Origin of the sequence: Hymenobacter sp. NBH84 (assembly GCF_014217645.1) — a bacterium.
GTDB classification, from domain to species: Bacteria; Bacteroidota; Bacteroidia; order Cytophagales; family Hymenobacteraceae; genus Hymenobacter; species Hymenobacter profundi.
Genome location: NZ_CP043644.1, coordinates 966,735 through 981,200, shown reverse-complemented (window position 1 = coordinate 981,200; position 14,466 = coordinate 966,735). Strand labels below are relative to the sequence as shown.

Annotated in this window: 8 protein-coding genes; 5 read left to right on the top strand and 3 right to left on the bottom strand. The window is 56.4% G+C overall.

All coding sequences use genetic code 11. The features are described 5' to 3' along the window. The first annotated feature begins 31 nt into the window (after positions 1 to 31). Positions 32 to 1,108 carry a SusE domain-containing protein gene (locus tag F1C16_RS04080; protein WP_185283087.1) on the top strand — a complete coding sequence of 359 codons (1,077 nt, stop codon included), beginning with the start codon at positions 32 to 34 and terminating at the stop codon, positions 1,106 to 1,108. A gap of 161 nt (positions 1,109 to 1,269) precedes the next feature. Here the strand turns inward: F1C16_RS04080 and F1C16_RS04075 are convergent, their stop codons facing one another. Then, positions 1,270 to 3,852, bottom strand: a complete 2,583-nt coding sequence (locus F1C16_RS04075; RefSeq protein WP_185283086.1) for a cellulase family glycosylhydrolase — start codon at positions 3,850 to 3,852, stop codon at positions 1,270 to 1,272. A gap of 443 nt (positions 3,853 to 4,295) precedes the next feature. Between F1C16_RS04075 and F1C16_RS04070 the strand changes: the two genes are divergently transcribed. Then, complete coding sequence (locus F1C16_RS04070) at positions 4,296 to 5,147, top strand: N-acetylglucosamine kinase (RefSeq protein ID WP_185283085.1); 852 nt, start codon at positions 4,296 to 4,298, stop codon at positions 5,145 to 5,147. A 131-nt stretch (positions 5,148 to 5,278) separates the two neighbouring features. Here the strand turns inward: F1C16_RS04070 and F1C16_RS04065 are convergent, their stop codons facing one another. Beyond that, complete coding sequence (locus F1C16_RS04065; RefSeq protein WP_185283084.1) at positions 5,279 to 8,146, bottom strand: alpha-amylase family glycosyl hydrolase; 2,868 nt, start codon at positions 8,144 to 8,146, stop codon at positions 5,279 to 5,281. Between the two features lie 225 nt (positions 8,147 to 8,371). Here F1C16_RS04065 and F1C16_RS04060 point away from each other — a divergent pair, with 225 nt between their 5' ends. The 3 genes from F1C16_RS04060 (at position 8,372) to F1C16_RS04050 (ending at position 12,773) form a co-directional block, all read left to right on the top strand. Then, complete coding sequence (locus tag F1C16_RS04060) at positions 8,372 to 9,316, top strand: YfiM family protein (protein ID WP_258049024.1); 945 nt, start codon at positions 8,372 to 8,374, stop codon at positions 9,314 to 9,316. 277 nt (positions 9,317 to 9,593) lie between these two features. Then, the gene (locus F1C16_RS04055; RefSeq protein ID WP_185283083.1) at positions 9,594 to 10,697 is read left to right on the top strand and encodes a Smr/MutS family protein; all 1,104 of its coding nucleotides are present in this window, start codon (positions 9,594 to 9,596) and stop codon (positions 10,695 to 10,697) included. A 204-nt stretch (positions 10,698 to 10,901) separates the two neighbouring features. Beyond that, positions 10,902 to 12,773, top strand: a complete 1,872-nt coding sequence (locus F1C16_RS04050) for a M1 family metallopeptidase (protein WP_185283082.1) — start codon at positions 10,902 to 10,904, stop codon at positions 12,771 to 12,773. 367 nt (positions 12,774 to 13,140) lie between these two features. Here the strand turns inward: F1C16_RS04050 and F1C16_RS04045 are convergent, their stop codons facing one another. Continuing rightward, the gene (locus F1C16_RS04045; RefSeq protein WP_258049023.1) at positions 13,141 to 14,370 is read right to left on the bottom strand and encodes a S8 family serine peptidase; all 1,230 of its coding nucleotides are present in this window, start codon (positions 14,368 to 14,370) and stop codon (positions 13,141 to 13,143) included. Positions 14,371 to 14,466 lie beyond the last annotated feature (96 nt).

The window sequence follows — 14,466 nt, the reverse complement described above, 5'->3', positions numbered from 1 at the left end:
TCCTTTTTCCGACATTATAATTTCCCACACAATGAAAACTTGGTTTACCAAAATATTGGGAATAGGTGCAGTTGCCCTAGCCCTTACCGCGTGTGAAAAGGACGAAGATAGAGCGGTAATTAGCTCGAATGGCGGGCCGACGCTTACAGCTTCATCTACAGCCCTTGGCGCACTTTCTGCCGACAATGCGGCTAAAGAAGCCGTAGTTTTCAATTGGACCAACGCCGATTACGGCTACCCTGCTGCTGTAACTTACACCTTACAGCTTGACGTGAAGGGTAACAATTTTAAATCACCTAGCGAATTCACTACTACTGCTACCAAGCGGGCATTTACGGTAGCAGAATTAAACAGCACGTTGCTGGCTTTAGGAATTGCGCCGGGCTCAACTGGCCAGCTAGATGCACGTGTGCTCTCAAACGTGAGCAGCAACACTACGTATGCGCAGCAATCAGGCGTTACTTCCGTAACAGCCATGCCCTACTTATCCATCATTGCGTACCCATCATTGTACGTTCCAGGCAAGTACCAAGACTGGGCTCCTGAAAAAGCACCCAAGATAGCCTCGCCGGCCAACAACGGCACGTACGAAGGCTACGTGAATTTCACGGATCCTAACGGCTTCAAGTTTACAAGTGCACCTAACTGGGACAATACCAACTATGGTATTTCGGGCACTATTACGACTGATCCTGCTACGGAGGAGGTTTCGGGGAAACTTTCTTCGACTGGTGGTGACATTTCATTGCCCGCTACAGGCTACTATCGCTTGATAGTAAATGTTCCTAATCTGACGTGGACGGCTACGCCTACTACTTGGGCAGCCATCGGTTCTGCTACCCCCGGCGGGTGGGACAATCAAACGCCGCTAACCTACAATACTGCCACCGGCACTTGGTCGGCTACGATGAACCTGAGTGCTGGCGGTGAAGTTAAATTCAGAGCCAACAACAAATGGGATATCAACTACGGTGACACCAAGGCAGACGGCGTACTGGATGCTGGCGGCGACAACATCAAAGGTCCCACGGCAGCTGGTAGCTACCTGGTTACGCTTGATTTAAGCCAGGGTGCTGGTAACTACACTTACTCTATTCGTAAGAACTAACGTTCTTCACTGACCTATTAAAAAAGGCTCCTGATAATAATCAGGAGCCTTTTTTAATGTTACAACTTATCGATAATATTGATTCTACCGGACATCTTCGATTGCGTTAGTATGAATGCTATTGTAGAGTTCAGTTGGCATGCAATAGAAGCCCTTCTGCCTTACCGCAGCTGCACCGACCCGATATCTACGTGCCGGGCTGCTGGTGCAGCAGGCAACACCACCTGAAGCACCTCGGCATCGGCCAACCGCAACGCCGGGGGCTGCGTGGCGGGCTGAAACGTGAGGGGCAGGAAACTAGGGTAGGGCCGCGGACTTAGCAATAAAGGCGCGGGTCGGAAGCTGGTAAGGGGCACGCGTACGGTCTGGTGGTTGGTACCCAAGGTAATGGTAGCAGCATAAGCGGCGGCGTCTTTGGTCACCAATACTACCTGTATAACCGTACCCGCTTGGCTGGCCTGACCTGTGAGCAGCAACTCTTTGCTGTTGAGCAGGTCCTGATGGCGCCCCTGCACCTTGTCGGTAAAGTATGCTCGCAGGCTCATGGCCGGCCGGTTATCGGCAGCGCCAGCCTCCGTTTGAGGCTTGCCAAACAGGCGCACGGCCAGAGCACCCGTAGCGGGGCTGGTCACGTAGTCAGCGTAGCTGCCCTCGCCAATGCGGCCCAGTTCCACCTGGTCGTAGTCGGTGGCGGCGGTGAACAGGGGAAGCGGCGCGGCAGCTGGCACAATGGCTGTTTCCCAGTGCTCGGGGTGGGCGTAATCCCACTGGCGTGGAGAGCCCGCAACATTGCCTGGAAACGTAGTGGTTTTGCTACCCTGCTTCACCACTACCCAGTACCGCAGCTGACCGGGATATAGCAGATCGGCGGGTACTATCGCCTCAAACAAGGGGTAGGCCCCGCGCTGCATAGGAATGGTTTGGGTGCGGCCGTAGTAATGTTGTGCCACCAGCAATACGCTGTCGGTGGGCGCTAGGCCTACCACGTTGGCGGTGAGGCGCAACGGCTGCCCAGCCGCTACTTGAGGGTAGACCTTGTGCACCACCTGTAGTCCGGCAACGGTGGGCGCGGGTGCCACAAACTCACCCAGCCGCAGCGTACCTAACCGCGTTTGGGAAGTCCAGGCAGTGGTTTTCTGCTGCGAAGCCGCTAGCAGGTATACGCCGGGGCGCACAGCTACTGCTCCGTTGGCGGCCTGCGCCTGGGCAGCATTGCCCTCGTTGAGGCCGCGCACAGTGAACTGTTGCCCCAGATCAGCCAGCGAAATACGTAGCGGCTGCGTGTTCCACTCAATGCGCGTGACGGTGCGCCGCAACGACGCTTGCGCGAAAGGGTCATCCACCTGCACGGCATCGGGCATCACCTCCAGGCGCCACACGCCGGGAGCCAGCTGGTCGAGGAAGTAGGCGCCAGTACCCCCGTAGCCTACCACCGGCGACGACCCTACCCCGGCCACGTGCCGGAGGGCGGCGGGTTTCCGGGGCTCCGTGCGCGTGGTACTAGTGTAATAAAATGCTTCCGGCGTGTTCATCTCACTGAGCTGCTCGCGGTAGCTGATGCGGAAGGCCCCAAACGTAGAATCGGTGGGGTAGGCCGGCGTAGCCTGCCCACGCCTCACCTGCCGAAATACCTGCCCAGCAATTAGTAGGCTCAGGGCTTTCGAGGGAGTGTAGGCCAGGTTCAGGTAGTGCGTTTGGTACTCGGTATTGGCGTAGGCAATGGCCAGGGGGTCGTAGGCAAACTGCGTAGCCCACTGGAAGCCCGCGCCCCGGAAGCTGCGCGCCATGGCCGGGTACATAATAGGCTGCAAAATATCGGCCGACTCAAACTCGTACACCATCTTCGCGTTCGAGGTGAAGCGCTTATCCTGACGGTAGGGAATCGGGTATTGATCGACGTAGGGTAGGAAGTTGCCGCGCAGCGTGTGGCCGCTCACCAGACCTTCGGGATACCACTGGTAGGTGAGGCCGTCCACTTTGGCATTCAGGATGGCTTCGTGCACTTGTGGGTTTTCGGCAATGTTATAGAACACCGGCTTGCGGCAGCCGGTGTTGCGGATGGCAGCGGCCATGCGGTCGGCAAAGGCCGTCACCTGCGCGGCGGGCTCGTGGTAGCGCGGCTCGTTGCACACCTCGAAGGCAATGATGTCGGGGTCTTGGCGGTTGAGCTGCTTGGTGTAGGTGTTGCGGTGGTTGAGGAACTGCGTGAGGTAACGCTCCTGCGCCGCGATGGCGCGCGGGTTGGTGTAGGCCTGGCCTTTGTCGTAAATAGACGAGAAGCCCGTCATGGCCGTGTCGCGCTCGGGGTAGCCGTTGCCCCAGTAGGCAATGGGCGTCAGGATAATTTTAATACCCCGCTCCTTGAGGCGGGCCACCAGAAAATCAAGGAGGCGCAGGTGCTCGTTTTCCAGCAGATTACCTACCGTATCGGTGATTTCCACGTCCCACACGTGCACCCGAAATGCATCGACGCCCAGCCGGGCGAGGTGGTATACGTCCTGTTCGATGGCCTGCTCCGGCGACACGTCCAGGCGCCGGTGGGCACGGTAAGAATAGGCAAACGGCGTGGTATAGTTAACGCCGAACAACGCTACCTCCTGCTTACCCTTTTGCCAGCGTAGCACGCCCTGTTTGTCAACATATACGTCGCCCTTGGGACCTGCCTGCTGTTGCGCCCACGCAGCCGGCGCCACCATCAGAGAGCAAGACAAAAAGAAGAACAACGAGAGAAAAAGCTTCTGCATCAGGAAGATAAAATGGGAGGATGTAAGCGTAAGCCGGCACTCGAGTGAGCGAAGCAGTGCCCGCATCAGGTCACTGACTTTAAAACAGCAGCAAGTTAACGCAAACGTTTGTCTAACCCGGAAAACCAATGCCCCTACTCGCCAACCATTGCGTTGCAGTTTGTTACTATTTGCTCTTTCCCTACCCTCTCAGCAACGCCGGGCTGATTGCGTTGTTTTCGCTGATGTTGATCACTCCCTTTCGCCTTCTTTCGAAACCTGTCTATTCAGCCAATCAGCGGTTTTTTTCTTGCGCCATATCATTGCTTTCCAATAACATCATGGCCAACGGCTTTCAACTACCGAAAACTTTTCCGTGCTTCGCTATTCTGCGCTACGTAGTACGTATGCATTCTACCCCAGGATGCTGCGCATTTCTTCTTTTACTTTCTTCTACCCTACCCATGATCATCATCGCTGACGGCGGCTCCACCAAAACCAACTGGTGCTTAATCGACAACGCGGGCACGCGCATTTATTTCAATACCGAAGGCTACAATCCCTACTTCATCAGCACCCAGGGCATTATTGAGTCACTCGAAACAAGCCTGCCCGACAACCTGGACCTGCCGGCCATTAGTGAGGTGTATTACTACGGTGCCGGTTGCTCTACCCCGGAAAAGGTGGAAACCGTAGCCGCTGCCATGCGCCATGTGTTCAAGCAGTCGGAAGTATACGTGGGACACGATTTGCTGGCCGCCGCCCGCGCTCTGCTGGGTCTGGAAAAGGGCTTTGCTGCCATCCTGGGCACGGGCACCAACACGGCCCTCTACGACGGTAAGGACGTGACGCTGAACATCGACTCGCTGGGCTATTTCCTGGGCGACGAGGGCTCGGGCTCGTTCATTGGCAAGCGTCTGCTGCGCGACTACATGCGCGGCTACCTCCCCGACGGCCTGCAAGAGGCCTTCCAGAAGCAATACGAGCTGGACAACGAGGAAATCTTCGACCGCCTCTACAATCAGCCCCTACCCAACCGCTTCCTCGCTAGCTTCGCCAAGTTCGCCTACGACCACAACAACGTGAGCTACTGCCGCGAAATCGTGTTGGAAGGTTTCAACACGTTCTTCGACAACCTGGTAGTGCACTACCCCAACTACCAGGAATACAGCTTCAACTGCATCGGCTCGGTGGGCTACAACTTCCGCGACGCCCTCACGCAGGCGGCCAAAAACCACAACATGGAAGTCGGCAAAATCATCCGCTCCCCTATTGACGACTTGGTAACCTACCACACCGTACTCAGCAAGAAATAGGTTGATGAGTTGATGCGCTGGTATAGTAGCCAGTCATACTTCGACTCGGCTCAGTAGTACAGACTTTCAAACAAAAAAGGCGGCTCCACTTGGAGCCGCCTTTTTTGTTTGAAAACAATCATCACATCAGCCTAGTGCTGCACCACCAGACGCGTGGTTTGCTGCTGCGTTCCGGCTTGCAAGCGCACGAAGTAGATGCCATTGGCCAGGTTGGCCACGGGCAGCGTCAACTCGTGGGTTCCGCTGGTCTGGCGGCCCGATACAGGTATGGTGCGTACGGTGGCACCCAGCATGTTCTGCACGGTCACCGATACGGTAGGCGCGGCGCTGGTTAGCTCGTAGTAGAGCGTGGCGGTGCTACCCGTGGGGTTAGGCGAGGCTAGCAATTTAAGGCCGCTCATGGCCTGCGCTCCTTTTACGGGCAGCACTGAGTTGGCGGGCTTGGTGATGGGCTTGTTGGTATACACGAAATACTCGCCGGGTTGCAGCGTGATGGTCGCGTTGGCATCAGCCACGTTCATGGGCGTGCTGGTGAGGTAGTTATACCAGGTACCGGTTTGCTGAAATTTGGGGTTGACGGTGGTTGCCGTCACACCGAAGTTGCCAAGCACCGTCACGCTCAGGTCGCCGTTTGATAGGTGAATGGCCTTGGCCTGCCCGGTTAGCTCCTGCGAGAAGGAGGTAAGCGCGGCGAATAAAGGCTGCTTTTTCAGTGCAATCAGGGCGCGGTAGGTGTCATAGAGGTGGCGGCGGTCGGCTTGCTGGTAGTAGTCCCAGCGGATGGGCTTGTTGCTGAGGCGGCAGTCGTTATTGATGGTCGTGCCATCGGCGCACACGTTAATGCTGTAGTCGTAGCCTACCTCTCCAAACTGCCACATCAGGCGCGGACCAGGTATAGTGAAGAAAAAGGCTGCCGCCATCTCGTCGCGCTTCAACCCTGTCGCCAAGTCCTTCACGTTGTAGCTGCCACTGCTGTTGCCGAAAGCTGCATTCTTGAATTGCAGACGCTCTTCGTCGTGGCTTTCCATATAGGTAATCAGGTTGGGCTGGTTCCAGTCGCGCTGCCGATAATAGCCCCAGTTGAAATCCCAGCCGTCGCTATACCCCATCGTGGCTTGGTTGTATGCATGGTTTAGATTGCCCCACAGCATCATACCGTAGTCGGCTAGTTCCTTACCTTCTTGGTTGGCGGCAAATGACTCCAGAATAGGATACGACGTATTGTCGACGCTCATTTGGTAGTCGTAGTACTCTTTCCAAATAGCAATGCGCGTAGGGTCATACACAGCGTCATAGGTGGCCTCCGTTTTCTGCACCTGACTGAAACCACCGGCCAAGTCAAAGCGGTAGCCATCAATGTGATATTCTTGCAGCCAGAACTGCATCACGCGCTTCGTGAAATACTTGGTGTAGGCGCTTTCGTGGTTGAAATCGTAGCCCACATTGTAAGGATGCTTGGCATCCTGGTTGAACCACGGGCTATTGGCAGCAGGTTTGTCGCCATCGAAATACAGCTGCACCATCGGCGACTGGCCGAACGAGTGGTTGAGCACCATGTCCAGCACCACGGCAATGCCGCGGCGGTGGCACTCATCAACCAGCTTCTTAAGGTCATTTTTGGTGCCGTAGTATTTGTCGGGTGCGAAATAGAACGAGGGATTGTAGCCCCAGCTTTCGTTGCCCTCAAACTCGTTGACGGGCATCAGCTCCAACACGTTCACGCCCAGGCGCTGGAGGTAGGCCAGCGAGTCGGTCACGGTTTTGTAGTCGTGGCGGGCTACGAAGTCGCGCACCAGCAGCTCGTATATCACCATGTTGGTGCGGGCCGGGCGCTGAAAGTTGGCGGTGGTCCAGGTGTATTCGGTTGCGCCCGGCGACAATACCGACACAATGCCGCTAGTCTTGCCCGTGGGGTAGGCCTTCAGGTTGGGGTAGGTAACGGCCGGAATGTACTGGTCGTTGTTGGGGTCCAGGACTTTCTCGGTGTAGGGGTCGGCGATGCGCAGGCTGCCGTCTACCAGATACTGGTAGGCGTATTCCGTGCCGGGCGTGAGGCCGTCAAGCTGCACCCACCAGCGGCCGTTTTCGGCGTCGTTGGCGTCGGTGCGCTTCATCAGGGTGGCGGCGGTGGGCTGCCAGTTGTTGAATTCGCCAATCACGTACACGCTCTGCTTGCCGGGCGCCGTCAGGCTCAGAATGGCGGAGGTGCCCCCGTTCAGGTAGGTCACGCCATCTTTCTTAGCGCCGGCGGGTAGGGCGGCCGTGGTGATGGTAGGCTGCACCAGCAGCAGGCGCTGATCCGTAACGGTGGTAGTCCCGTCGTTGGCCGTGAGCATCAGTGTGTTGATGCCGGGCTGCGTAACGGCCACCGTGGCCGAGAGGGAGGTAGTGTTGGCCTGCTGAGCCACCTGCGTACCATTGAGGGTAAGGATAAGGGTAGCCGCCGCCGAGGCCGTAGCCGTCACTGCCACTGAGCCACTGCTCACCAGCACCGGGTTATTGTTGCTCGTGGCCGGCGCCGTAATGCTGGCCTGCAAGGCCGTGGTTTGCGATACATCCAGGAAAATATCGGAATTACCAGTGCCTTTGCCCTCGGGTGTGCCATTGGCCCCACGAAACACCATGGCCAGTTGCCGCACGGTTTCACCGGAGCCTTTCAGGCCGGGGTAATAGTCCTCGGGCACAAAAGTGATGCTGTAACGGTGGTTGCCCAGCGCCGTCATCTTTTCGGCCGCAATGGGCGTACCGAAGCCGTTCGGGTTTTTTACGTGTTTCCAGTCGCTGGGCGTGGTGCTCAGGTTGGTGACGACACCGGTGTAGATGTATACGTCGCCGGTGTAGTTGGCCAGACCAGCGTTGCCTTTGGTGGCGTCAAAGGTGATGGTTACCTGATCCGTTGCGCGGAAAAAGGTAGGAGTAGCCGTCACTACCTGCGCCCAGGAGGCAGACGCACTACCTAGCACCATTAGCAGTAAACAGAAGAGTCGAATTGTTTTCATTCAGAACGTTAAGAAAATGGGAATTTGAAAAGCAGTACGATAACGGATTCGTACGAAAACGCTGTTTTTCGGCTCCGTAATCGTTTGCATAGCAAAGGTACGCATTGTCTTTTCCCAGTATCTAATTGCACCCGCGAATTGTGCGTAGTTTTGCTGCCTGCTACTGCTTGCGCCGCTGTAATGTCCTGTTTTCACTCTCTTTGCTGCTGGTTTTCACTCTGGAGCTTGCTGCTCCTACTTCAGCAACCTGCTCAAGCGCAAGCGCTAGCCCAGTTACGCACGGCACCGCAGCTTTCCGGCTTCTCTTATTCTGCGTCGGCCCCATCTGTCCCGCTTGCCCTAGCCGATTCGGCGCGTCAAGCCCACCTCAACCGCCGCCTACCCCTGCTGGCTGGCGGGTTGGTAGTTACCTACACTGGCCTCACCTACGGCCTCGGCAAAGCCTGGTACACGGGCGAACGAAGCAGATTCCATTGGTTCGACGACTTTCCGGAGTGGAAGCAGATGGACAAAGCCGGCCACTTTTGGGGGGCGTTTCATGAGAGCCGGGGCGCCGTAGACATGCTGCGCTGGGCGGGCCTCGACGACCGTAAAGCCATTTGGTACGGCGGCTTTGTGGGATTCTTACTGCAAAGTCCCATTGAAATTCTCGACGGCCACGACCCCGAGTATGGCGCGTCGGCTACCGATCTGGCGGCTAACTTTCTAGGTTCGGTGGGACTTATTGGGCAACAATTGGCTTGGAATGAGGTGCGCATCATGCCCAAAGTGTCGTTTCATACCACACGCTATGCAGCTATGCGGCCTAACGTGCTGGGTCGCTCCTTCGCCGAGCGTCTACTGAAAGACTACAACGGCCAAACCTACTGGCTGGCCTTCGATGTGGGCGCGTTTATGCCCGCCGCCTCGCGCTGGCCCCGCTGGCTACAGCCAGCAGTGGGCTACAGCGCTCAGCAAATGGTATACAATGATGCCGACGCCAACGCTGCCCTGGGCCTGCGCGCCTACCGCCAATACTACCTCACGTTAGACGTAGACCTGCGCCGCATTCCTACCCGTAGCAAGCTACTACGCCGCGTGTTCTACGTAGCCAGCATCTTCCACCTACCCGCGCCGGCCTTGGAGTACAATAGTCGGCGCGGGTTGGTGCTGCATGGCTTGTATTATTAAGTCTGAACCACGGATTCGCTCGGATTTTTCGGATTACGCGGATTTTGTGGACGCTTGTTTTCCGAGGGTAGCGCTCTGGACTGATCTGTAAGAGCGATAGAACTACCTCAGTACAGTAGCCCAGGGTTTCAACCCTGGGCATGCGCGCCAACCGATAGTTGATAACTCACAGCTGACAACTAACAATTCATCCCTGACAACTAATAAGCAACGCTACCACCGTTTGGCCGTTACTTTTGTTGTATTCTGACATTGAACCCACCCCCTCATAATAGATATGCAAGTAGGAGATAGAGTGCGGCTGCTGACTGGCCGCGAAGAAGGCATTGTTACCCGCCTGCTCGATAATGAGCTGGTAGAAGTTGCCATTGATAACGATTTCACGATTCCGGTGCTGCGCCGGGAGGTGGTAGTGGTAGCCGCAGAAGAGCAGAAAGCCTTCGGCAAAACGGCTGCTGCCGTGGCCAATGAGCGCAAAGCCGCTAGCACTGGGGCCGCCCGCGCTGCGCAGGCCGCCGGCGAAAAGCCCGCAGCAGCATCTGCATCAGGTTCGACTAAAAAAGGAAGTGGTCCTACCTCACCTCCTGTTAAGATTGCCAAAGGTCTGTACTTGGCGCTGGTGCACCAGTCGCCGGAGCTGCTGGCCGTGCACGTCATCAACAACACCGATGCCGACGTGCTCTACACCTACGGCGAGGAGCGCCCCGACGGCACCTACCGTGGCCTGGCATCCGACAAGCTCGATTCCAAAGCTGCTAGCAAGCCGTTGGGCCACTGGCATTTGAAGGATTTCGATAAGTGGCCCGCTGTGCTGGTGCAGCTTCTCCCCCACCAGCTCAACGGCACTACGGCCTACGATCTGCTCAGCAAGCGCACGCAGTTCAAGGCAGCTACCTTCTATAAGAGCCGCCAGCAGGCACCCATCATCCAGAAAGAAGCCTACCTCTTCCAGCTCGACGAGAAACCCGCCGCGCCTCTCGCGCCGCCTACCCCCGAGAAGCTGGCCGAAACCCTAAAGGCCCAGCTCTCCGGCAACGCGCCTGCTAAGCCCGCCACCGTGGCGCCTACCCAGGAGCCCGCCAAAGCCCTAGTGGCCCCGCCCCACGAGCTGGACCTCCACATCGAAGCCTTACGCCCCGAGGGCGCCGAGGGCCTCAGCAACACGGCCATGCTTAAGCTTCAGATGGATACGTTTGAGGATGCGTTGTCGCGGGCGTTGGCTACCAACATGCACGAAATCGTCTTTATCCACGGGGCTGGCAATGGCACGCTGCGCAAAGAGATTCACAAGCAACTGAGCCGCAACAAGGACATCAAGTTCTTTGAGGATGCCCGCAAGGAGAAGTTTGGCTACGGCGCTACCCTGGTGCGGCTGAAATAAGCAGCAACTGCTAGCTTAATAAGAATTCGCCTGTCATCCTGAGCTTGCGAAGGACCTTCTCACGATAGAACAGGACGTTATTACGTCAGTCGTTCTGGCGTGAGAAGGTCCTTCGCAAGCTCAGGATGACAGGCGAGTTTTTTGCGCTTTGGTACGCATAAGGCTTTATAGAAAGCCAGGCTCGCTTATTGCGTACTTTGCGCCATGTTTCGCACCCTTTCTCTCGCTTCTCTGCTGGCGCTTGGTTCCTTTGCTGCGCAAGCGCAACAGCCCCTACCCATCCCGCGCAACCTGGCGGCCACCTATGCCGCTGGCACCCGTGCCGAAAGCGGCCTGCCTGGTCCCAAATACTGGCAAAACACGGCTGATTATACCATCAAGGTCAATTTCAATCCGGCTACCCGCTTGCTGAAAGGCACCGTGGATATTGCCTACCAGAACAACAGCCCCGATTCGCTGCGGCAGTTGGTGTTCAAGCTCTACCCCAACATCTACCAAAAGGGTGCCCCCCGCGACACCCGCTTCGCTGCCGCCGACCTCACCGACGGCGTGCAGATTGAGCAGCTGACCATCAACGGCCAAGCCACCGATGAAAGCGTGCGCCGCATAGATGCCACCAACATGACGGTTTCCGTGCCCAAGGCCATTGGCCCCAAGCAGACAGCCCAAGTAACCGTGGCCTACTCCTACACCCTCAACAAAGGTTCGCACCAACGAACCGGCGAGGTAGAGCCGGGGGCTGACTTTGTGGCCTACTTCTTCCCGCGCATTGCCGTGTACGATGACATCGACGGCTGGAACCGCATTCCGTATACCGGCTCGGCGGAGCTATACAACGACTTCTGCAACTTCAAAGCAGATATCACCGTGCCCAAGGATTTTGTGGTGTGGGCTACCGGCACGCTCACCAACGCTCCGCAGGTGTTGCAAAAGAAATACGCCCAGCGCCTACAAGACGCGGAGAAAAAGGACGACGTTATCACAATTATCAGCGCCGCGGAGGCCAAGCGCAAGAACATCACGACAAATAACGCGCAGAACACCTGGCACTTTGAGGCGCAGGATGTCGTGGATTTCGTGTTTGCTACTTCCGACCACTACGCCTGGCAGGCCAGCAGCTTAGTGGTAGACCCCGCCATCAAGCGCCGTACCCGCGTAGATGCGGCCTACAATCCCAAGCACAAGGATTTTGAAGAAGTGGTGCATTTTGCCCGCCGCACGGTGGAGGCCATGAGCTACACGTTCCCGAAGTGGCCCTTCCCCTACTCCCACGAAACCGTATTCGACGGCCTCGACCAGATGGAGTACCCGATGATGGTGAACGACAACCCCACCAAAACCCGCGAGGACGCCATCACGCTCACCGACCACGAGATTTTTCACACGATGTTCCCGTTCTACATGGGCATCAACGAAACCAAGTACGGTTGGATGGACGAGGGCTGGGCCACCATTGGCGAGTGGATTATCTCACCCCTCATCGACCCTAAGCTGGTAGACGAATATGGCGTGATGCCTTACGCCCGCTTTGCCCATACCGAGCAGGATATGCCTATCGTCACGCTCACCACCCAGCAGTCGGGCACGCCGTTTTACCTCAACTCCTACCCCAAACCCGGCCTGGGCTACCTCTACGTGAAGGACATGCTCGGCGATGAATTGTTTACGAAAGCCCTACACACCTATATCCGCAACTGGCATGGCAAGCACCCCATGCCCTACGACTTCTTCAACTCAATGAACGCCGGTGCGGGCCAAAATATGAACTGGTTCTGGCAGCGCTGGTTCTTCGACCTGGGCTACCCCGATTTGGCCATCCAAACCGTGACCAAGCAAGCCACCGGCTACCAGGTAACGGTAGCGGCCAAAGGCACCAAACCCGTACCAGTAGACCTCACGGTGACCTTCACGGACGGCACCACCACCAAACTGCACCGTTCCGTGGCCGCGTGGCAGTCCGGCAACACCTCCGTCACGCTGGATATCTCAACCACCAAAACGGCCAAGCGCATAGTGCTAGGCAGCACGTATGTGCCGGATAGCTTCCCGAAGGATAATGTGTGGGAGGGTAGGTAATTTATTCAATGTGGCCTGTAGTATCTGAGTAATTCTTTGATTTCGAACAAATCGTTTTCTATTCCGGAACCCTCAAGTACTCGTACAGCCGCTGCACACGACTTATCTAATCCATCTTTTATATCTAAGCTTATCCTTTGACCGTTGCTGATAGCAAGACATAACTTATCTAAGGTAACCGTCATAGATTGGATTACCCCATTTGGGCTTTGCTGGTTCTCTGCCATAAGTAATTCTATTCGGTGAAATTCCTCCGATAGCTTTGTCACAAGTGCCAATAAATTTTGTGAATCCATCATAATAAATGAGTAATAAGAAAGGCCAACCTACAATAGGCTGGCCTTTCTTCTTCAAATAAATACTCCTCTTACAAATGTGCAATCGGGTCGGCGTTGCCGTCGGGGTCATTTTTCACGGTGCCGCTGGTCGTGAAGCTCTTACCCTTCATGAGTAGCACGCCCGCCATGTGTGGAGTAGCCATGGAAGTACCGCTGATGGTGTTGTACCCACCACCCATCCAGGTAGACTGGATGTTTACGCCTGGCATGCAGTAGTCCACCGGTGGGTTGCCGTAGTTGGAGAACGACGCCCAGCTATCGGAGCTGTTCATGGCGGAGATGGTGAAGATGTTGGCACCATTCACGCGGGCGGGCGAGTGGTTGTTGGCATTGTCGGTTTCGTTGCCGGCGGCCAGAGCAAACAGCACGCCGCCTTGAGAGGCACGTAGCACAGCATCGTCGAGGGCCTGCGATACGCCGCCGCCCAGGCTCATATTGGCCACGTCGCCGACTTTGCCGTTGGCGCCTACGTAGTCAACGCCTGCAATAACGCCGGAGTTGGAACCGCTACCACGCGAGTCGAGCACGCGCACTGCCACTACCGAGGCGCCTGCGGCTACCCCTACCACGCCGATGCTATTGTTGAGGGCCGCAATAGTGCCCGCTACGTGCGTGCCGTGGCCGTTGCCATCATCGGGCGAAGTATAACCCTTACCACTGGTCAGGAACGAGCGGCTGCGCGTGGCGTCTACACTCAAGTCGGGGTGGTCCAGGTCGATGCCGGTATCAATTACCCAGGCTGTTTTACCGCTACCGTCGCCGTAGCCTACCCGCGCAATGCCGTAGGGGATGGTTTGAGAAGGAGAAGTAGTGCCACCGCCAGCCGCTGGCTTGCCCAGCGAAATAATTTTATCCTGCTCTATATAGGCCACGCTGGCATCCATGCGCAATTTCGCAGCTTCAGCAGCCGATAGCTTAGCCGAAAAGCCTTTCAGCACGTGCCCGTAGGCATGGCCCACAGCTTGCTCGCTCAACCCGTGCGCTTTCAGCAGACCATATGCCTTGGCTTTCACTTTTTTCACTTTCCCCTCATAGTTATCGGCTGAAGTGGTAGCAACGGCGGCGTCATTCAACACCACAATGTATTGACCGGCTATATCCTCGTCGGCCAATTTAGCGTCGTTTGTTACAGTGGCTACAACTGGTTCCGATGGCATGGCCATTTCGTCGGAGCAGGAAGTGAGGGCAGCCGAGCCAGCCGCTACAGCAGCTATTACAGCCCAGGAGGAGAGGCGCAGGTGATGTACTTTTTTCTGCATGCTACTAAGATTTAGAAAGGAGAGAAAGAGTGTTTGAAAAGATCTAATTGCCAAGTATTCTATAATCAGAAATCGATTACGGATATAATTGGCTCA